This is a genomic window from Azospirillum sp. ST 5-10, from assembly GCF_051225715.1.
Classification (GTDB): Bacteria; Pseudomonadota; Alphaproteobacteria; order Azospirillales; family Azospirillaceae; genus Azospirillum.
The window spans coordinates 72,050-92,020 of record NZ_JBPJSP010000010.1 but is presented as its reverse complement, the minus strand read 5'-3'; the positions used below and the strand labels follow the sequence as shown (position 1 = coordinate 92,020).

The following is a 19,971-nucleotide window of genomic DNA, read 5'->3' as shown; positions in this document are numbered from 1 at the left end:
GATTTGAACTCCGCCTTAATCTGGACGATGCAGTTTAAAGCCGGGTTTCAACTCCGGACGAGTGACGCCGGAGCCGGTCTCTTCTGCTCCGCCTTGAAATTGATTTAGATAAAATTCGGGATGACTGCGATGCATCGGCGCACCGAGCTCGGCATGACCGTCGCCTCCACCCTTGCCCTCGTCCTGATGGCGCTGCCCTCCTCCACCCGCTCCGAGGTGCCGGTGACCGCCCAGCTCGGCGACCACGGCGCCTTCTCGCGCCTGGTGGTGAGCGTCGCCGGCGGCGCGCTGCCGCGGGCGGTCTCCGATCCCTGCTCGGTGCGCCTCGAACGGGACGAGGCGACGGCGTGGCCGCTCGACACCCTGAACGGCGTCTGGGCCTCGCGGATGTCCGGGTTCCAGTCGCTCGACGACGGCCGCACCATGGCCGCGTCCATTCCCTGCGGCGCGCGGGTCACGGCCCTGCGCGAGCGCAACCTGCTGATCGTCGACGTGGCCGCCCCGCCGATCCCCGCGCGCAAGCCGGGATCCACGCCGCCGGCACCGGCCATGGCGGAGCCCGGCGGGCGGGAGGACGCACCCGCGGCGGTCGCCACGGCGGCGGCGCCTCCGCCGGCCGGAACGCCGGCGGCGCAGGACACCCCGTCGCCGCTGGCGGCGGTCGCCGCCGCGGTGAATCCGGTGGCGGTCGCCCAGGCGCAGCCGGTGGCGCCGGCGGCGGTCACGGCGATGCCGCCGGTGGGGGGCGCGGCGATGCCGCCGGCAGCGGCGACGCCCGCCACCGCGCCGGCCCCTGCTGCCGGGGCGCCGCCGCCCGCCGCCGATCCGGCGAGCCTCGAAGCCGCCGTCCAGCGCAGCGTCGAGCAGACCCTGCGGCTGCTCGAAGGCCGCCCCGCCAGCCAGCCGGCGGCGGCGGAACGGCGCGAGCCCGATCCGCCGCCGATCGGCCCGATGGACCTCGCCGCCTGGGCCGGCGACGACTTCACTGAGACGCGCGCGACCTTGCAGCAGGCGCTGTCCGACACCCTGGCGCGCGCCCGGGTCGACGCCTTCGTCGCCATGGCGCGCTTCGCCCTGGCGCGGGCGCTGGAGGAGGAAGGGCGCGCCACGCTCGACGCCGCGGCCGCCCAGAATCCGGCCGCCGACCAGCGCTACAGCCTGCAGGTGCTGAACGACGCCTTCCGCGCCCTCGACCGCAGCGCCGATCCCGACGCCAGCCTGTTCGTGCGCATCCCGCCCGGCGCCTCGCCGGACCATCACGTCTGGCGCAGCGCCACCCTGGCGCCCACCCGCTGGGCGGCGGCCCACGAGGGGCTGCCGATCGCCCTGAAGCGGCTGCTCGACTATCCCGCCGAGCTGCGCAGCCGGCTCCTCAGCCTGCTGGCCGAATCGGCGGACGCGGCGCGCGACGCCGACGCGCTGAACCTGATCGTGCTGGAGATGATCACCGTCGACGCCCGCAGCATGGCGGACGGACGGCTCGACTATTTCCGCGGCCGCCTCGCCGAGCTCCGCGACACGCCGGAGACGGCGCTGCAGCACTACCGCAAATCGGCGGACGTCCGCGGCGGCCCCTTCGGGCGGCGTGCCGAGGTGCGCGCCATCGAGCTGCGGCGGACCACCGGGGCGCTGGACGACGAAGGCGCCATCGCCGAGCTGGAGGCCCTGCGCTACGCCTGGCGGGGCGACGACGTCGAGATCGACGCTCTGGCGGCGCTCGGCGGCGCCTACGCCCGCACCGGGCGGACCGAGGCGGCGCTCGACATGTTCGGCATGCTGGGGCGGCGCTTCGGCGCCACGGCGCGCGGCCGCGATGCGCTCGCCGCCGGCCGCGGCCTGCTGAAGGCCGTGCTCGAGCGCATCGAGGGCGAGGCGCCCGGCGGTCTCTACGCCCTGGCGCTCCAGGCGCGCCACGGCCGTCTGGTGACGCTCGCCGACGACGACGAGGCCACCCTGCGCCAGCGCCTGGCGCGGGCGTTGGCGCGCGACGGCTTCACGGTCGAGGCGATCCGCGTCCTCGAAGGGCTGACCGGGCAGGCGACCGGGGCCCGCCAGGCCATGCTCGGCGCCGCCCTGGCCCGCACCCTGATCGATGCCGGGCGGGACGCCGACGCCCTCGACGTCCTGAACCGGACCGGCAACGCCGCGCTGGACGCCGGGCTCGCGGAGCGGCGCACGCTGCTGCGGGCGGAGGCGCTGATCGCCGGCGGCGAGACGGTGCGGGCGCTCGACAGCCTGCGCGGGATGCCCGGCGTCGCGGCGGCGCGCCTGCGGGCGCGCAGCCTGTTCGACTCCGGCGAATGGACCGCGGCGCGCGACGCCTTGGCCGAACTGGTCGACGGGCAGCCGGCACCGGCCGCCGAGGACGTGGCGCTGCTCGGGCTCGCCGCGCACCTGGCCGGCGACGGCGCGATGGTGCACGACCTCGCGGCGCGCCACGGCGCCCGCCTCGCCGGCACCCGCTGGAACGGGCTGCTCGACGCGCTGGCGCCGCTGCCGGCCGACGACCGGCCGGTCAAGGCGGACGACGTCGCCCGCCAGCTCGCCGCCGCCGACGCCATCGAGCGCCTGGCCCGCCGCTGGCAGACCATTCCCTGAATCGTAAAGCCGCTTTAAACGCCGGGGGTTAGCGTCGAATCACGGCGCTCCCGGCGAGCGGACGATGGCGCAGCCGTCCCGGAGAAGGAAACATGCGACTGTTACTCGGTTTGATCGCGGTGTTCGCCAGCGTGCTGGGCGGATTCTGGGCGATGGGCGGCCGGATGGCCGTGCTCTGGCAGCCGGTCGAGATCATCATCATCATCGGCGCGGGCTGCGGCGGCTACGTCATCGCCAACACGCCCACCGTCCTACGCGAGACCTGGCGCACCGTGGTCGCCATCGCACGCGGCCGCCGCACCTCCCGGAACGACTACATCGACGTGATCGCGCTGGTCTACGGCCTGCTGCGCGTCGCCAAGTCCAAGGGCATGTCGCAGATCGAGAGCGACATCGACCGGCCCTACGACAGCCCGCTGTTCACCCAGTATCCCACCGTCCTGCGGCACGAGCGCTGCATCACCTTCCTGTGCGACTACCTGCGCCTGGTGGCGCTGGGACAGGACAACCCGCACGACCTGGAATCGCTGATGACGGAGGAGCTGGACACCCTGGGCCGCGAGCTGAACCAGGTGCCCAAGGCGCTGCAGAACCTGGCCGACGCCCTGCCGGCGCTGGGCATCGTCGCCGCCGTGCTCGGCGTCATCAACGCCATGAGCGCCATCAACGAGGCGCCGGAGGTGCTCGGCCACATGATCGGCGGCGCGCTGACCGGCACCTTCCTCGGCGTCCTGCTGTCCTACGGCATGGTCGGCCCGATCGCTTCGGCGGCGCGCCAGCGCCGCGAGTCGGAGCTCAACATGTACATCTGCGTCAAGGCGGCGCTGTGCGCCTATCTCCGGGGCTGCCCGCCGCAGGTCTGCGCCGAGTTCGCGCGCAAGGTGCTGTACACCGACATCCAGCCGAGCCTCGCCGAAGTCGAGGTCGCCACCACCCTGTCCTCGCAGGCCAAGAGCCGCGAGGGACGCCAGGCCGCGTGAGCGCCCATGCCCCGCAAATCCACCGTCACCCCCATCGTCGTCAAGCGCCACGGCCTCGACCACGACGGCGACGAGCACAACGGCACCTGGAAGCTGGCCTACGCCGACTTCGTCACGGCGATGATGACCTTCTTCCTGGTGATGTGGTTGATGAACATCACCACCACCGAACAGCGCAAGGGCATCGCCGACTATTTCAACCCGGTCGCGGTGTCGGAGAGCAACTCGGGCGCCGACGGCATGCTGTCCGGCCGCTCCGTCGACGACACCGGGTCGCTCACCACCCCCAACGCCGCCGCCGACCAGGCCGCGCCGGTGGCGTCGCCGCCGGTCATCGCCTCGGTCGGCGACAGCGACCGCCAGCCCGCCGGGCGCAAGGATGCGATGCCCCACCCGCTGGGTTCCCCGGCGGCGCCGCGCGAGCCGGGCGACGCCGTCAACCTGCTCGGCCCCGCCGCGACGCCGGCGGCGCCCCGCCAGGAGGCGCCGGCCGGGGCGCCGCCGGCCGGCGGCGGCACCCTGGTGACGCGGGCCGAGCTCGAGGCGCTGCTCGACCACAAGTCGGCGGCGATCCAGGAGCAGGCGGCGCTGGAGTCCCTGGAGCGCGACCTGCGCCGGCAGATCGCCGCCTCGCCGGAGCTCAGCGCCCTGTCGGACAGCGTGCTCATCGAGCAGGTGCCGGAGGGGCTGCGCGTCCAGCTGACGGACCAGGCGCGCTTCTCCATGTTCCACGTCGGCTCGGCGCAGATGAACGAACCGGGCCGCCGCCTGATGGCGCTGGTGGCGTCGGCGCTGGCCGGGGTCGCCAACCCCATCAGCATCACCGGCCACACCGACGGGCTCGCCTACGCCGCCGCCGCCAAGTACGGCAACTGGGAGCTGTCGAGCGACCGCGCCAACGCGGCCCGGCGCGCGCTGATCGCCAGCGGCGTGCCGGCCGAACGGATCGTCCGCGTCGAAGGGCGCGCCGACCTCGACCACCTCGTCGCCGGCGCCCCGCTGGACCCCAGCAACCGGCGCATCAGCATCGTCCTGCTGCGCCGCCGGTCGGGATGACCCGGCCGGCGCCGTCCGGACGCTGAAGACAATCTGGCCGGTTTTTTAGGAAAACCGGCCGTTTTTCCTTTAAAGCGCCTTTAAAAGCAACCGCCTATCGTCACGCTCGACAGTCGTTCGTGGAGAAGCCCGGCACGGCTCGCCCCCTTCCGTTCGCAGGAACACCAGAGGATTCCACGATGAGCCTGTACAGCGCCATGCGGTCCGGTGTGAGCGGCATGTCCGCCCAAAGCTCTCGGCTCGCCGCGATCTCCGACAACATCAGCAACTCCGCGACGGTCGGCTACAAGCGGGCCACGGTGGACTTCTCGACCCTGGTGACCGCGCCGGGACAGACCACCACCTATTCCAGCGGCGGCGTCAGCTCGCACGTCCGCTACAAGGTGATGGAGGACGGCACGCCGATGGCGAGCGGCTCGGCGACCGACCTGGCGCTCAGCGGCCGCGGCTTCTTCGTCGTCGCCAACGGCACCACCGGCGCGGCGCAGTACTCGCTGACCCGCGCCGGCAGCTTCACCACCGACGACAACGGCTACCTCCGCAACACCGCGGGCCAGTACCTGGAGGCGTGGAAGCTCAATCCGGACGGCAGCCTGCCGGCGGTCAACGCCAGCGCCTTCGACGACCTGGTGCCGGTCAACGTCGGCAACCTGCTCTACGGCGGCAGCGCGACGACGCAGATGAGCTTCTCCGGCAACCTGCCGGCGCAGGCGGCGAACGGCGACACCTTCACGACGTCGCCCGCCTTCTACGACGGCCTGGGCAATCCCCAGACGGTCAATCTGACCTGGACCAAGACGGCGACCGCCAACCAGTGGACCCTGACCGCGACCGGACCGGCCGGCTACACCGTGGCCGGCGTGCCGGTAACTCTGGACTTCGCCGCCACCGGCCCCTACGCCGGCATGCCGATCGACACGGCGACCGGCGATCCGCTGGATCCCATGCCGACCTTCACCATCACCTCGCCGGCGACTCCGACGTCGGACGTGGTGACCTTCGGGTTCAGCAACGTCACCCAGCTCAACGGGGACTACGTGCCCCAGGTGGTGCGTGACGGCAGCGCCGTCGGCCGCGTCACCACCGTCGACATCGACGAGTCGGGCGTCCTCTGGGCCCTCTACGACAACGGCGCCAAGCAGGCGCTCTACCAGATCCCGGTGGCCGACGTCATGAACCCCGACGGGCTGGTCACCCAGGACGGCAACACCTACACCCTGGGCGCCGATTCCGGCGCGCTGAGCCTCAACCAGGGCGGGACCGGCTCGGTCGGCGCGGTGATCGGCTGGGCGCTGGAGCAGTCGAACGTCGACATCGCCGACGAGCTGGTCTCCCTCATCGAGACGCAGCGCGCCTACTCGTCGAACGCCACCATCGTCCGCACGGCCGACGAGATGGTCGACGAAACCAACCGCCTGAAGCGCTGAGCGCGCACGCAAGGGACCGCCGACCATGAGCATCCAGCTTGCCCTGGCCTCCGCCGCCTCCGGCCTGCGCGCGTCGCAGCAGCAGGCCGCGCTCGCCTCCCACAACATCGCCAACGCGACGACCGCCGGCTATGTCGGGCGCGACGTCGCCCTCTCCTCGGCGGCGGTGGCCGGCCGGGGGGCCGGCGTGCGCATCGAGGGAATTTCCCGCAACGTCGACGAGCTGCTGATCCGCGACGCCCGCCATGCCCAGAGCCTCTACGCCGGGCAGGAGGCGCGCGCGTCGGCGCTGGCCGACTACGCGCTGGTGCTGGGGCAGCCTCAGGACGAGCGCTCGGTCTCCACCGAGCTGTCGCAGCTCCAGCAGGCTTTCGAGCGGCTGCACGACATGCCGAACGACGCCGCCGCCCAGAGCGCGGTGGTGGCGCAGGCGTCGGCCCTGGTGGACAGCCTCCACGCCGCCGCCGATTCGGCCCTCTCGGTGCAGGCCGACGCCCGCGACCGGCTCGCCGACTCGGTGGACATCGTCAACGCCGCGCTGCACAAGGTCAGCGAACTCAACACGACGATCGCCGCGCTGGAGGCCCGGGGCGGCGACGCCGGCGACCTGCGCGACGAGCGCGACCGCCAGCTCGACCAGATCTCCGAGGAGATCGGCATCCGCACCTACAACCGCGACGACGGCCAGGTCGTGGTGATGACCCGCAACGGCCAGACCCTGCTCGACCACCCGCTGGCCGAGGGCGAGACGCCGCTGACCCTCGTCGGCACCGACCTCGCGGTGAACGGGTACGTCCTCTCCGACGATCCCGACAGCGAGATCCAGAGCGGGCGGATGATGGGCTACGTGCAGACCGCCTACCAGGACATGCCGCGCGCGCTCGACCAGCTCGACCAGCTCGCCGCCGGCCTCGTCCAGATGTTCCAGGGGGCGGAGGCCAACCCGACGCAGCAGGGCATGTTCACCGACGCCGGCGCCGCCTACAGCACGGACGCCGGCCTCGCCTCGCGGATCGAGGTCAACAGCGTCCTCTTCACCGAGAGCTGGCGGGTGCAGAGCGGCGTCCAGGCGGCCGCCCCCCTGGACGCCGGCGACCAGACGCAGATCACCCGCTACATCGACGCCTTCAACACGGACACGGCGTTCACCGCCGCCGACCTGCCGACGTCGGCGACGCTGGGCGGGTTCGCGTCGGCCCTGGTGTCGACCCAGCAGGGCTACCGCACCACCGCGGAAGCGGAGATGAACTCCCGCAAGATCGGCGCCGACACGCTGCAGAACGCGCGGGTCAACCGCGACGGCGTCAACATCGACGACGAGATGCAGAAGCTCCTGCTGATCGAGCAGAGCTACGGCGCCAGCGCCCAGGTGATCCAGGTGGCCGGGCGCATGATCGACCTCCTCCTGCAGATCAAGGCCTGAGCCATGCTGTACAACTCCGTCTCCACGCTCGGCATGAGCCGGCGCCTGCAGAGCACGATGACCGATCTGCAGATCGAGTACGTCCGGGCCAACGAAGAGGCCGCGACCCTGGTGCACGCCGACGTGGCCGCCACCATCGGCGCGCGCACCGGCCGCGACATCAGCCTGCGCAACCTGTTCGACCGCACCGAGGAGTACCACAAGACGACCACCCTGCTCGACGGGCGCATGGCGACCATGGACAGCGCCCTGACGAGCATCCTCGACGCCGGCACCGAGCTGATGGCCACCGCCTCGACCGGGCTCGGCCAGCAGTCGCCGACCGGCTCGTCGCTGCAGATCCAGGCGCGCGGCGTGATCGACCAGCTGGTGGCGCTGCTCAACGCCTCCGCCGGCGACAGCTACCTGTTCGCCGGCACCGCGCTCGACGAGCCGCCGATGCGCGCCGTCGACGCCGACGAGCCGCCGCTGCGCTCGCCCCTGCAGATCGTCCAGGACACCATCGCCCTGGCGGCCGACGGCTCGGCGATGCCGGTCACCGCCGCGCAGACGGGCGCGGTGATCGACGCCCTCGACGCCCTGTTCTCGGTGCGCGACCCGGCCACCTCGGCGCCCCTGGTCACGGTGGTGCCGGCGGACCCGACGGCGCCGCTGCCGCCGCCGGCCGCGTTGTCCGACACCTTCGAAGGCGGCTTCTACACCGGCACCACCACGCTGCGAGCCGGCGGCACCGCCAACCCGAGGGTCGCCGGCCGGCCCGCCGACGACACCACCATCGCCTACGGCATCCAGGCCAACGACCCGATGATCCGCGAGATCCTCGAGGGCGCCTACATGCTGGCGGCGGTCGACACCTCGAAGATGGAGCCGGCGGCCTACGACGATTACATGTACGCGGCCGTGAGCAAGCTGTCGGGCGGGCTGAACGACCTGCGCGACTCCATCGCCCAGCTCGGCATCCAGCGCAACCAGGTCACCACCCTGGCCGAGCAGCACAAGACGCAGATCGCCATCCTCAACACCCAGATCCACAACCTGGAAGGCGTCGATCCCTACGAGGCGAGCGTGCGCATCAGCCAGCTCGAGACGCAGATCGACGCCACCTCCAGCGCCACCGCGCGCATCGCCAAGCTGCACCTCACCAACTATCTCTAGGCGCCCGCCATGCCCGCTCCCGCGTTCCGGCTCGCCCGAACCGTCCGAAGGATCGCCGCCGCCGTCGCGCTGGCGGCGGCCGTCCTGCTCGCCCCGGTGGACGGTGGCGCGCCGGCCGTGGCGCAGACGCGGATCAAGGACCTCGTCAACTTCGACGGGGTGCGGCGCAACCAGCTCATCGGCTACGGCCTGGTGGTCGGCCTGGACGGCACCGGCGACCGGCTGATCAACACGCCCTTCACCGAGCAGAGCCTGAAGGGCATGCTGGAACGGCTCGGCATCAACACCCGCGGCGAGACCCTGCGCACGCGCAACACCGCCGCGGTGATGGTCAGCGCCACCCTGCCGCCCTTCGCCCGCCAGGGCTCGGCGGTGGACGTGACGGTGTCGGCGCTGGGCGACGCCACCAGCCTGCTGGGCGGCACCCTGGTGGTGACGCCGCTGCTGGGCGCCGACGGCGAGGCCTACGCGGTGGCCCAGGGGCCGCTGTCGGTCGGCGGCTTCTCCGCCGGCGGCGTCGCCGCGTCGGTGACCAAGGGCGTCCCCACCACCGCCCGCATCGCCAACGGCGCCACCGTCGAGCGCGAGCTGAAGTTCGCCCTCAACGACGTCGGCGCCGTGCGGATGGTGCTGCGCAACCCCGACTTCACCACCGCCAACCGCATCGCCGACGCGGTCAACCGCCGCCTCGGGCCGTCCGCCGCCCGGGTGCTCGACCTGTCCACCGTCGACGTCGCCATCGCCGGCCCCTACGTCGGCCAGGTGGCGCGCCTGATCGGCGCCATCGAGCAGCTGCCGATCCAGCCCGACAGCATCGCCCGCGTCGTCGTCGACGAGCGCTCCGGCACCATCGTCATCGGCGACGACGTGCGGGTCAGCCGGGTCGCCATCACCCAGGGCAACCTGACGGTGCGCGTGGTCGAGACGCCGCAGGTCTCGCAGCCGCAGCCCTTCGGCCGCGGCGAGACCGTCGTCGTGCCGCGCACCGACGTCCAGGTGGAGGAGGGCAACGGCCGGCAGTTCGTGACGGTCGGCGGCAACGTCAGCCTGCAGCAGCTGGTCAACGGCCTCAACGCGCTCGGCGTGGGGCCGCGCGACATGGTGGCGATCCTGCAGGCGATCAAGGCGGCCGGCGCCCTGCACGCCGACCTGGAGATCATCTGACCAGCAGCGCATGACCAATCAGCGCATGGGGGACCGCACATGGACATCAGCACGGTGAACGGCCGCCCGGCCGCCCGGACGGAGACGGCGCTCCCCGCGACCGGCACCGCCGAGCAGGTGGCCAGGGACTTCGAGGCGATGGTCGTCGGCCAGATGATGGAGACGATGTTCGCCGGGCTCGACGACAACACGGTGTTCGGCGGCGGCGACGCCGAGAAGCCGTGGCGCAGCTTCATGCTGCAGGAGTACGGCAAGGCCATCGCCGAGGCGGGGACCCTCGGCATCGGCGACCTCGTCCGCGAGGAGGTGGCGCGCCTCTACGCCGTCCAAGGGGCCGTCCAAGGGGCCGCTCAAGGGGAGGGCACGCCATGAGTCCTGCAACCGTCACCCTGAAGGACCTGATCCACGAATTCGCACCGGATGCGATGCCCGTGGCCGCCGCCGACGGGCCGGTGGCCGAGGGTCCGGCCTACGACGGGCCGACGGCCCTCGCCGTCACGGAGTTCCTCGACGCCGTCGAGGCGCTGGCGGCGGTGCTGGAGGAGGAGACGGCGTGCATCGGCGCGGGCACGCTGGACCGGCTGGAGGTCTTCGCCCACCGCAAGGCGGCGATGGCCGAACGGCTGCAGGCGGTCGCCGAACAGGCGCGGGCCGACGGCATCCGCCTGCCCGACGACCTGCGTTCCATGACCCTCGACCGGGTCGAGCGGCTGGAGAAGGCCATCGACGCCAACGCCAGCGGGCTGGTGGCGCTGCGCAAGGCGGTGCTGACGGTCAGCCGCAACCTGCTGACGGCCCTGGAGAAGGCCTCGAGCGACGGGCTCTACGCCCGCAGCGGACACGCCGTGCGGCCGGTCGAGCTGTCGGCCTCCGGCCTCAACACGACCCTGTGATGCCCCTCACGGCGAGCGGGGGCGCACGCTCGCCAGCTCCCCCGCCTCCTCCAGCTTGATGATGCAGGCGACCAGCGCCCGCTGGAAGGCACGGGACTCCGCGGGCAGCCCGACGCCCTGGCCGGTCGGCCAGAACTCGACGAAGGCGTGGTTGGCGTCGGCCTCGCCGGTCGGCCACTCGATCGTCAGGCCGATGCCGACCTCGGCGGTCTGGCGGCGGTGGTCGGTCACGCCGATCTTCGCCTCCCAGTGCATGCCGCCGCTTCCCCGCTCGGCGCGCTGCTGGCTCCACAGCCGGAGATAGTCGCGGAAGCTCTCGGACTTGCGGTCGAGCTGGACGTAGGTGGAGCGGTCCACCACCGGCGCCGCGAACCTGGCCGTGTAGCGCGCCTGCGCCAGCGCCTGGGTGACCTCGGCGCACAGCGCGTCGATCACGGAGAAGGTGCGGCGCACGTTGTCGGCCAGGGAGGTCGCCAAGGCCGCTCCGCTCAGCGCCCGCCGGGCTTCCCGGTCGCTGCGGTAGAGGTCGAACAGATCGTCGGAATCTCCCATCGGTGCCCTGGTTCCCCCAGCCGTGCGACCAGCCGCTGCGACACGCCTGAATCCAGCAAAAAGGTATTAATGCGATGTGAACCGGACGGAAGATTCCAGCCGGCGGCGGCGCGCCGCCGGGACGGGAGGGGACCGGCCCCGCGTGCGACATTGTGACCGCCGGCCGGCGACGCGCACATGGTCCTTGCCCCGATCTAATATACTAGTATACTCCAAGGCGGAACCGACGAGCCCGACGCCGGGAACGCCGCGGGCGGTGGGACCACCGCCGCGACCGCCGCGCCGTCCCGCCCGGGTGCCGACAGCCCCGCTAGGAAAGGCCAACGCCATGAAGATCACCACGCGGTACGCATCCCACCCGGATGCCGTGCGCGGGTTCGACACCCAGACCCTGCGCGACCATTTCCTGGTCACCTCCCTGTTCCAGGCCGACGAGATCGCGCTGACCTACAGCCACGTCGACCGCTTCGTGGTCGGTGGCGCGATGCCGGTCGCCGGCCCGCTGGACCTGGAAGGGGTCAAGGAGATCGGGTCGAAGACCTTCCTGGCGCGCCGTGAGCTGGGCGTCATCAACGTCGGCGGGCACGGCCGGGTGACGGTCGACGGCCAGGCGATCGACCTCGACACCCGCGACGGGCTCTACGTCGCCCAGGGTACCGAGGCGGTCCGCTTCGAGAGCCTCGACCGCCGCTCCCCGGCCAAGTTCTACCTCAACAGCACGCCCGCCCACGCCCGCTTCGAGACGCGGAAGATCTCCATCGCCGACGCCAAGCAGCGCCACCTCGGCGATCCGGCGACGTCCAACGAACGGACCATCTTCCAGATGATCCACCCCGACGTCTGCCGCACCGCCCAGCTCGTCATGGGCATGACCATGCTGAAGCCCAACAACATGTGGAACAGCATGCCCTGCCACACGCACGAGCGGCGCTGCGAGGTCTACTTCTACTTCGACCTGCCGGAGAGCGCCCGCGTCTTCCACTTCATGGGCGAGCCCAGCGAAACCCGCCACATCGTCATGGCCAACGAAGAGGCGGTGATCAGCCCGAGCTGGTCGATCCACTGCGGCGTGGGCACCCACAACTACACCTTCATCTGGGCCATGGGCGGCGACAACCAGGATTTCGACGACATGGACGCCGTGCCGCTGGCGACCATGCGCTGACGGGAGACACCGACATGCCCCATCCCTTCGACCTCTCCGGCAAGGTGGCGCTGGTCACCGGCGCCAACACCGGCATCGGCCAGGCCATCGCCGTCGCGCTCGCCACGGCCGGCGCCGACATCGCCGCCGTCGACATCGCCCCGCTCGACGAGACCCGGGAGCGGGTGACCGCCGCCGGCCGCCGCTTCCACGCCATGAAGGCCGACCTCACCTCGATCGCCCCGGTCCAGGGGCTAGTCGACGAGACGCTGGCCAACTTCGCCCAGCTCGACATCCTGGTGAACAACGCCGGCCTGATCCGCCGCGCTGACGCCGTCGACTTCACCGAGGCCGACTGGGACCTGGTGATGAACATCAACGTCAAGACGCTGTTCTTCCTGTGCCAGGCCTTCGGCCGCTACGCCATCGGCCAGGGCCGCAAGGGCAAGATCATCAACATCGCCTCGATGCTGTCCTTCCAGGGCGGCATCCGCGTCCCCTCCTACACCGCCTCCAAGAGCGGCGTCGCCGGCATCACCAAGCTGCTGGCCTGCGAATGGGCGGGCAAGGGCATCAACGTCAACGCCCTCGCCCCGGGCTACGTCGCCACCAACAACACCGCGGCACTGCGCGCCGACGAGCAGCGCAGCGCCGAGATCCTCGGCCGCATCCCGGCCGGACGCTGGAGCGAGCCGGCCGACCTCGGCGGTCCCGCCGTGTTCCTGGCCTCCGCGGCGTCCGACTACGTCCACGGCACCATCCTTCCCGTCGACGGCGGCTGGCTGGCGCGCTGACGCCGCCGGCCGCCCCGGCACGGTCTCTCCCCCGGCCGACGGGCCGGACACTCGACGGCGCCGGACACCCCCCGGGGACGTCCGGCGCCGCCTCCTTCCCACGCCTCCCCCCACGTCCCCCTTCCGACCGGAGCCGCTTCGCCATGAGCACAGGCATCCCCATCCGCCGTCACCGGCAGACCAAGATCGTCGCGACGCTGGGCCCCGCGTCGTCCACGCCGGCGATGGTCCGGACGCTGCTCGAGACGGGCGTCGACGTCTTCCGCCTGAACTTCAGCCACGGCAGCCACGACGACCACGGCGCGCGGGTGCGCGCCATCCGCGCCGCCGAGCGCGACACCGGCCGGCCGGTCGCCATCATGGCCGACCTGCAGGGACCGAAGCTGCGGCTCGGCCGCTTCGCCGCCGGCGCGGTCGCCCTGGTTCCCGGGCAGCGCCTGCGCCTCGACCTGTCGCCGGAGCCCGGCGACGCGACGCGCGTCGGCATGCCCCACCCCGAGATCTTCGCCGCCCTGAAGCCGGACGCCGAACTGCTGCTCGACGACGGCCGGGTGCGCCTGCGCGTCGCCGACTGCGGCCCCGACTTCGCCGACACCGTGGTGGTCACCGGCACCGCGCTGTCCGACCGCAAGGGCGTCAACGTGCCCGGCGTCGTTCTGCCGCTGTCGGCCCTGACCGCCAAGGACCGCGCCGACCTCGCCTTCGCGCTCGACCAGGGGGTCGACTGGGTGGCACTGTCCTTCGTGCAGCGCCCCGAGGACGTGGCGGAAGCCCGCCGCCTCATCGGCGGCCGTGCCGCCCTGCTCTCGAAGCTGGAGAAGCCGCAGGCGATCGACCATCTGGAGCGCATCGTCGAGATGTCGGACGGCGTCATGGTGGCGCGCGGCGATCTCGGCGTCGAGCTGCCGCCGGAGGACGTGCCCGCCATCCAGAAGCGCATCGTCCGCCAGGCGCGCGAGGCCGGGAAGCCGGTGATCGTCGCCACCCAGATGCTGGAGTCCATGGTCGCCGCCCCCGCCCCGACCCGCGCCGAGGCCTCCGACGTGGCGACCGCCGTCTACGACGGGGCGGACGCCGTCATGCTGTCGGCCGAAACCGCGTCGGGCGCCTATCCGGTCGAGGCGGTGTCGATCATGGACCGCATCGCCCGGCGGGTGGAATGCGATCCGCTCTACCGCACCGTCATGGACGCGCAGCACCCGGACCCGCAGGAGACCTCGTCCGACGCCATCACCGCGGCGGCCAGCCAAGTGGCCCACACGGTCCACGCCGCGGCGATCGTCACCTACACGACCTCGGGCTCGACGACGCTGCGCGCCGCCCGCGAGCGGCCGGAGGTGCCGATCCTCTGCCTGACCGCCAGCGTCGAGACGGCGCGCCGGCTGCAGATGGCCTACGGCGTCCACAGCGTGCACACCGAGGACGTCGGGACCTTCTCGGAGATGGTCCACAAGGCGGTGCGCCTGGCCAGCTCCCATGGGCTGGCCCGCGAGGGGCAGCGGGTGGTCATCACCGCCGGCGTCCCCTTCGGCATGCCGGGCAACACCAACATCCTGCGCATCGCCTGGGTGGAGCGCCCCTCCCAGCCATTGCCGGCGGCCCACGCCGAGGCCGACCTCGTGCCGGCCGGCGACGACTGACGCACCGGCCGGACCCCCGCGCACGGACCCGCCCCCCACCCTTCCCGCCGCGCGGGAACGGGAGGGGGGCGGTCGTCGTGCGTCCGGGAGGAACTGCCGCCCGGCGCCCCGCCGCCGTTCACCGGGCGGCGTTGCGCGACGGCGACACCGCCCGCGCCATCGGGCGGAATCCTCCTTCACCGGCCAATTTCCCCCTTGCGGAAGGAGTAATATATTAGTATTGTAGATTTGTTCTCGCCGTGTTGGCTCCCTCTTGCGGCCGGTACGGCGACGGGCGTTTCCTCCCTAGACTCGGGCCGCCGGACTCCGGCGGCCTTTTTTCTTGCACGCTCCCTGACCGGCGCCATCCCATCGGCGGGCGGCGGGGAGGCGCATGCGCGCCGTCCCGGGCGGGCGCGCGGTCATGCCGGACCATCCCCCGGAGCGGGCGCCCCGTAGCGGATCACGCGGACCCGCTCGAGGGTGACGGTGCCGGTCTCCATCATCCGGTCGAGCACCGGCAGGAAGGCGTTGATCCGGTCCTCGTCGTCGACGATCTCGACGACCAGCGGCAGGTCCAGCGAGAGGTCGAGGATCTTGCTGGTGTGGATGTGGCTGTCGTGGCCGTAGCCGATGACCCCGCGGAGCACGGTGGCCCCCCGCAACCCCAGCTCGCGGGCTTTCAGGACCACCGCCTCGTAGAAGGGCTTGCCATCGCACTTGTCCTGCTCGCTGGTGTGGACACGCAGCAGCACTGCATCGCTGGGTGTCTGCATGGCCTAAGCTCCCTTGAGTTGGTTCAGGCTGGCGGCGGCGACGTGGCCGAGCCAGACCGCGATCATGCACAGGACGACGGACAGGACGACGTTCCATCCCGCCTGAAGCCACTCGCCGTCCTGCATCAGGTTGAGGGTCTGAAGGCTGAAGGAGGAGAAGGTCGTGAAGCCGCCGCAGATGCCGACCATCACGAAGGTGCGGGCCTCCGACGGCACCATCAGGCGGCCGTCCGGACCGGTCAGCGTGGCGGTGAAGCCGATGATGAACGAGCCGACGACGTTCACCACCAGGGTGCCCCACGGGAAGGTCTGCCCGAACGCGGCGGCGACCAGGCCGGAGCACCAGAAGCGGGCGACGCTTCCCATGGCGCCACCCAGGGCGACCCACAGGTAGGTGGTCATGGCGCGCCTCCGGCGGTCCGCCGGGACGCCGCGGGGGTCCTGGCGACGGGTGCGTGCATCGAGGCTGGAGCGTCGTCTACGGGTGCGACCATGCGGATACTCCTGTGGTGACCGGCGGAGCGACGCATGGACGCGGGCGGGGTCCGGGCGGAGTCCCGCTGCGGGCATGCGCAGCAGGAGTCATCAGCCCTCGCGGGCGGTTTCGGGGGACCCCATCCCCATCGCCGGCTAGGTTACACGCATCGGCCGGGGAATCAACGGCCGACGGACCGGCGCCGCCTCCGGCCCACATGCCGCGGGACGGAGCCGGTCCGGGTGGGAGCCCGGCCGGCGGTGAGCGCCGGCCGCTGCCGCCAGGGCAAGATCGCTTTTGGCCGATCCGGACGAAAGCGTGAATCCTGCTCGAAACATCTGAGATTAGGGCGGGATTCACGCTCCAGGGGATTCCACCCGGAGTGATCCTGCTCTAGGGGGCGAGGCCCTCGGGCTCGCTCAAGGCTCTGCAAAGGAAGGCGAGGAATCGGCCGCCCATGGCGCCGTCGATGACCCGGTGGTCGTAGACCAGCGACAGCGGCAGCACGGGCCGGGACACCAGGCGGCCGTCGCCGGCGTCCACGATCTTGCGGCCGGCGCGCGCCACGCCGAGGACCGCCACCTCCGGCGCGTTGATGGTCGGGGTGAAGCCGTTGCCGCCGAGGGGACCGAGATTCGACACCGAGAAGCAGCCGCCTTCGGCGTCGCTGAAGGCCAGCGTCCCGGCGCGCGCCTTCTCGGCCAGTTCGGCGATCCCTGCGGCGATCTCGAAGACGTCCTTGCGGTCGACGTCCTTCAGGACGGGCGCCAGCAGCCCCACCGGCGTGTCGACGGCGAACGTGATGTGGCAGTACTTCTTGAGGACGAGATTGTTCCCCGTCGCGTCGAGCGACGCGTTGAAGTCGGGAAACTCCCGCAGGGCCAGCGCGCAGGCCTTGACGACGAACGGCAGGACGGTGAGCTTCAGCCCCCGCTCCTCGGCCTGCGGCCGGAGGCGCTGGCGCAGCGCCTCCAGGGCCGTGCTGTCGACGTCGTCGAACTGCGCGACCTGCGGCACGTTCACCCAGGCGGCGTGCAGCCGTCTGCCGATGATCTTCCGGACGTTGCTGAGCGGCCGGACCTCGACCGGCCCGAACAGGGCGTAGTCGTAGGTCTCCACCGTTGGCAGACCGGCACGCGTGTCGGATGGTGAAGCCATGGTCCGTGTCCTTCTCCGAAAGCCGCCGATGCCGCGGCGACGCGGGCGCCCGTGGGTCAGCCGGCGAACAGGTCGTCCCCGCTCTTGCCGCCCAGGCCGGGATGGCCGTCGAAGCGGACCACGCCGACCGCGGCGCGGCCGGCGACCGCCCGGGCGATCCGCGCCACCCCGGCGTTGCCGAAGCCGCCGCAGAGCTCGAACGCCTGCACGCCCTCGTCGAGGAGCGCGTGCACCGCGGCTTCGGCCTGGCGGTAGTCGGCGACGCCGACGGTGACGACCTCGACCTCGGGCGTCCGCACCGTCCCCCGGTGGACGGCGGGGTCGGCGCCCGGGGCGAGGAAGAGGAAGGCCGCTCTCAGAGTCATGATCGCCTCCTGCGATGATGCTGCACGACCGCGATCACGCCTGCTCCTCCGGCCGGAAGGCGGCGACGAAGGCGTCGATGGCGGTGTCGGGAACCTCCGCCGGCGCGATGACGCCGATCAGCGCGCCCACCGGCAGGGTCGCACCGCGTTCCGCCACCTGCCGCCGCAGGATGCCGGACGCCGGCGCGTCGTGGACCGCGGTGATCTTCGACGTCTCGACGTCGACGATCGGCTGACCTTCCGCGACCGCGCCGCCCGGCGCGACGTGCCAGGCGGCGACCGCCCCTTCACGCATGGTCAAGCCCAGCTTGGGCATGGTGAGGGCGTGGATGGTCGCGGGCATCAGCCGTACCTCACCGTCTCGCGGACGGCCGCCTGGATCTTGGCGGCGTCGGGAACGTAGAGGTCCTCCAACTCGGGGGCGAAGGGCACCGGCGTGTGCGGCGGCGTCACCATCCGCACCGGCGCCTTCAGCGACGCGAAGGCGTTCTGCGCCGCGAGGGCGGCGATGTCGCTCGCCATGCCGCAGCGCGGGCCGGCTTCGTCGACGACGATCAGCCGCCCGGTCCTCTCAACGCTGCCCAGGATCGCGCCGGTGTCGAGCGGCGAGGTCGTGCGCGGATCGAGGACGGTGCACTCGATCCCCTCGCGGTGCAGGGCCTCGGCGGCCCGGCTTGCGAACTGGACCATGCGGCCGATCGCCACGACGGTCGCGTCGGCGCCCTCCCGCACCGTCCGGGCCGTGCCGAAGGGGATGGCGTAGGGCTCGTCCGGCACCTCCTCGACGTCGTCGTACATCGCCTTGTGCTCGAAGAAGATCACCGGATCGTCGTCGCGGATCGACTGGATCATCAGTCCCTTCGCCTCGTACGGGGAGGACGGGACGACGACCTTCAGGCCGGGGATGTGGGTGAAGATCGGGTAGAGGCACTGGCTGTGCTGACTGGCGGCGCGCGCGCCGGCGCCGAACAGCGTGCGGATCACCACCGGAGTGGTCGCCTTGCCGCCGAACATGTAGCGGAACTTCGCCATCTGATTGATGATCTGGTCGCCGCACACGCCGAAGAAGTCGACGAACATCAGCTGGGCGATCGGCCGCAGCCCGTTCACCGCGGCGCCGGCGGCGGCGCCGATGAAGGCGCTTTCGCTGATCGGCGTGTCGAAGACGCGCTCGCGCCCGAACCGCTTCAGCAGCCCCTTGCTGGCGCCCAGCACGTCGCCCCACGCGTCCTGCTCGCCCTTGGCCCCCATGCCGCCGGCGATGTCCTCGCCCAGCACGATCACCGTGGGGTCGCGCTCCATCTCCTGCCGCATGGCCTCGTTGAGCGCCTGACGGAACGATTTCCTGCTCATCTTCCCCTCCCTCAGTAGGCCTTGTAGACGTCGCGGAGGAGATCGTCGGCCGGCGGCGGCGGCGCTTTCCGCGCCTCGGCCACACAGGTGTCGATCAGCCCGTCCACCTCGGCGTCCACGGCGTCGAGCGCGCCGTTCTCGACGAGCCCGGCACCGGTCACCCGGGCGCGGAAGATCTTCAGGCAGTCGAGGAGGGCGCGTTCCTCGGCCACCTCGCCGGGCGGCCGGTAGGTCATGGCGTCGCCCTCGAAATGGCCGTAGTAGCGGGTGAACTCGATGTGCAGGAAGCGCGGGCCGCCGCCGGACCGCAGGTGCCCCACGGCCTCCGCGGCGGCGCGGTAGACGGCGAAGAAGTCGTGGCCGTCGACGCGCGAGCCGGGAATACCGAAGCCTTCGGCGCGGCGCACCGGGTCGTGGCCGGCGATCGACCAGGAGCTGGCCGTCGACTCGGCGTACCCGTTGTCTTCCAGCACGAAGAACACGGGCAGCTTGTAGACGGCGGCGAAGTTCATGGACTCGAGGGTCGTTCCCTGGTTGAAGGCGCCGTCGCCGAAGAAGGCCACGGCGACGCCGCCGGTCTTCCGCACCACGGCGGAGAGCGCCGACCCGCACACCAGCGGCGGACCGCCGCCGACGATGCCGTTCGCGCCGAGCATGCCCCTGCTCACGTCGGCGATGTGCATCGAGCCGCCCTTGCCCTTGCACAGGCCCCCCTGGCGGCCGAAGATCTCCTTCATCATTCCGCCGACGTCGCACCCCTTGGCGATGGCGTGGCCGTGGCCGCGGTGGGTGCTGGCGATCTGGTCCCGCTCGTCGAGCTGCATGCACACCCCCACCGCCGACGCCTCCTCGCCGGCGTAGAGGTGGACGAAGCCGGGGATCTGTCCGGTGGCAAACTCCTTGTGGACGCGCTCCTCGAAGGCGCGGATGGTCCGCATGGTGCGGTATGCCGCCAGAATGTCATCGCGACTCAGTTTCATCGGCGTCACTCCCAAGGTCGGCCGCTCCCTTGGCCAGGATGCGGCATGGCGGCCGGGAA

20 protein-coding genes and 1 riboswitch are annotated in these 19,971 nt (G+C 71.8%); of the genes, 12 read left to right on the top strand and 8 right to left on the bottom strand.

From position 1 onward, the window contains the following. The first annotated feature begins 129 nt into the window (after positions 1-129). From ACSBPG_RS13770 to ACSBPG_RS13730, 9 genes are all read left to right on the top strand, one after another. Positions 130-2,598, top strand: coding sequence for a hypothetical protein (locus tag ACSBPG_RS13770; protein ID WP_435537746.1), 2,469 nt, complete (start codon positions 130-132; stop codon positions 2,596-2,598). 92 nt (positions 2,599-2,690) lie between these two features. After that, complete coding sequence (gene motA / locus ACSBPG_RS13765) at positions 2,691-3,578, top strand: flagellar motor stator protein MotA (RefSeq protein WP_435537745.1); 888 nt, start codon at positions 2,691-2,693, stop codon at positions 3,576-3,578. A 6-nt stretch (positions 3,579-3,584) separates the two neighbouring features. Further along, positions 3,585-4,634, top strand: a complete 1,050-nt coding sequence (locus ACSBPG_RS13760; protein ID WP_435537744.1) for a flagellar motor protein MotB — start codon at positions 3,585-3,587, stop codon at positions 4,632-4,634. A gap of 179 nt (positions 4,635-4,813) precedes the next feature. Further along, positions 4,814-6,061, top strand: coding sequence for a flagellar hook protein FlgE (locus ACSBPG_RS13755; RefSeq protein WP_435537743.1), 1,248 nt, complete (start codon positions 4,814-4,816; stop codon positions 6,059-6,061). A gap of 25 nt (positions 6,062-6,086) precedes the next feature. Then, entirely contained in the window at positions 6,087-7,484 is a 1,398-nt protein-coding gene (flgK, locus tag ACSBPG_RS13750; protein WP_435537742.1) for a flagellar hook-associated protein FlgK, read from the top strand. A 3-nt stretch (positions 7,485-7,487) separates the two neighbouring features. Continuing rightward, a complete protein-coding gene (locus tag ACSBPG_RS13745; RefSeq protein WP_435537741.1) occupies positions 7,488-8,639 on the top strand; it encodes a flagellin in 1,152 nt (383 codons plus the stop codon). A 9-nt stretch (positions 8,640-8,648) separates the two neighbouring features. Continuing rightward, the gene (locus ACSBPG_RS13740; protein WP_435537740.1) at positions 8,649-9,803 is read left to right on the top strand and encodes a flagellar basal body P-ring protein FlgI; all 1,155 of its coding nucleotides are present in this window, start codon (positions 8,649-8,651) and stop codon (positions 9,801-9,803) included. A gap of 39 nt (positions 9,804-9,842) precedes the next feature. Next, on the top strand, positions 9,843-10,175 hold the full coding sequence (locus ACSBPG_RS13735) for a rod-binding protein (RefSeq protein WP_435537739.1): 333 nt from the start codon (positions 9,843-9,845) through the stop codon (positions 10,173-10,175). After that, entirely contained in the window at positions 10,172-10,696 is a 525-nt protein-coding gene (locus ACSBPG_RS13730) for a flagellar protein FlgN (RefSeq protein WP_435537738.1), read from the top strand. The genes ACSBPG_RS13735 and ACSBPG_RS13730 overlap by 4 nt, the downstream gene beginning before the upstream one ends. Positions 10,697-10,702: 6 nt before the next feature. On the opposite strand, the gene ACSBPG_RS13725 is transcribed toward ACSBPG_RS13730, so the two are convergent. Then, on the bottom strand, positions 10,703-11,248 hold the full coding sequence (locus ACSBPG_RS13725; protein WP_435537737.1) for a hypothetical protein: 546 nt from the start codon (positions 11,246-11,248) through the stop codon (positions 10,703-10,705). 328 nt (positions 11,249-11,576) lie between these two features. Here ACSBPG_RS13725 and kduI point away from each other — a divergent pair, with 328 nt between their 5' ends. The 3 genes from kduI (at position 11,577) to pyk (ending at position 14,826) form a co-directional block, all read left to right on the top strand. Then, positions 11,577-12,413 (top strand): 5-dehydro-4-deoxy-D-glucuronate isomerase, encoded by an 837-nt coding sequence (gene kduI, locus ACSBPG_RS13720; RefSeq protein WP_435537736.1) that lies wholly within the window; start codon positions 11,577-11,579, stop codon positions 12,411-12,413. 14 nt (positions 12,414-12,427) lie between these two features. After that, positions 12,428-13,186 (top strand): 2-dehydro-3-deoxy-D-gluconate 5-dehydrogenase KduD, encoded by a 759-nt coding sequence (gene kduD / locus ACSBPG_RS13715; protein WP_435537735.1) that lies wholly within the window; start codon positions 12,428-12,430, stop codon positions 13,184-13,186. Positions 13,187-13,329: 143 nt separating this feature from the next. Then, a complete protein-coding gene (gene pyk, locus ACSBPG_RS13710) occupies positions 13,330-14,826 on the top strand; it encodes a pyruvate kinase (RefSeq protein WP_435537734.1) in 1,497 nt (498 codons plus the stop codon). 401 nt (positions 14,827-15,227) lie between these two features. Here pyk and ACSBPG_RS13705 read toward each other — a convergent pair whose 3' ends face one another. From ACSBPG_RS13705 to ACSBPG_RS13675, 7 genes are all read right to left on the bottom strand, one after another. Beyond that, a complete protein-coding gene (locus ACSBPG_RS13705; protein WP_435537733.1) occupies positions 15,228-15,581 on the bottom strand; it encodes a DUF190 domain-containing protein in 354 nt (117 codons plus the stop codon). A 3-nt stretch (positions 15,582-15,584) separates the two neighbouring features. Further along, a complete protein-coding gene (crcB, locus tag ACSBPG_RS13700; protein ID WP_435537732.1) occupies positions 15,585-15,983 on the bottom strand; it encodes a fluoride efflux transporter CrcB in 399 nt (132 codons plus the stop codon). A 167-nt stretch (positions 15,984-16,150) separates the two neighbouring features. Next, positions 16,151-16,212, bottom strand: a riboswitch (Fluoride riboswitch). A gap of 237 nt (positions 16,213-16,449) precedes the next feature. Then, positions 16,450-17,214 (bottom strand): 2-oxo acid dehydrogenase subunit E2, encoded by a 765-nt coding sequence (locus tag ACSBPG_RS13695; RefSeq protein WP_435537731.1) that lies wholly within the window; start codon positions 17,212-17,214, stop codon positions 16,450-16,452. Between the two features lie 56 nt (positions 17,215-17,270). Continuing rightward, the gene (locus ACSBPG_RS13690; RefSeq protein WP_435537730.1) at positions 17,271-17,579 is read right to left on the bottom strand and encodes a DUF6506 family protein; all 309 of its coding nucleotides are present in this window, start codon (positions 17,577-17,579) and stop codon (positions 17,271-17,273) included. A gap of 34 nt (positions 17,580-17,613) precedes the next feature. Beyond that, positions 17,614-17,922: a biotin/lipoyl-containing protein gene (locus ACSBPG_RS13685; RefSeq protein ID WP_435537729.1), complete on the bottom strand. Its 309-nt coding sequence runs from the start codon at positions 17,920-17,922 to the stop codon at positions 17,614-17,616. Next, positions 17,922-18,932 (bottom strand): alpha-ketoacid dehydrogenase subunit beta, encoded by a 1,011-nt coding sequence (locus ACSBPG_RS13680; protein ID WP_435537728.1) that lies wholly within the window; start codon positions 18,930-18,932, stop codon positions 17,922-17,924. Before ACSBPG_RS13680 ends, ACSBPG_RS13685 begins: the two co-directional genes overlap by 1 nt. 11 nt (positions 18,933-18,943) lie before the next feature. Then, positions 18,944-19,912, bottom strand: coding sequence for a thiamine pyrophosphate-dependent dehydrogenase E1 component subunit alpha (locus tag ACSBPG_RS13675; protein WP_435537727.1), 969 nt, complete (start codon positions 19,910-19,912; stop codon positions 18,944-18,946). Positions 19,913-19,971 lie beyond the last annotated feature (59 nt).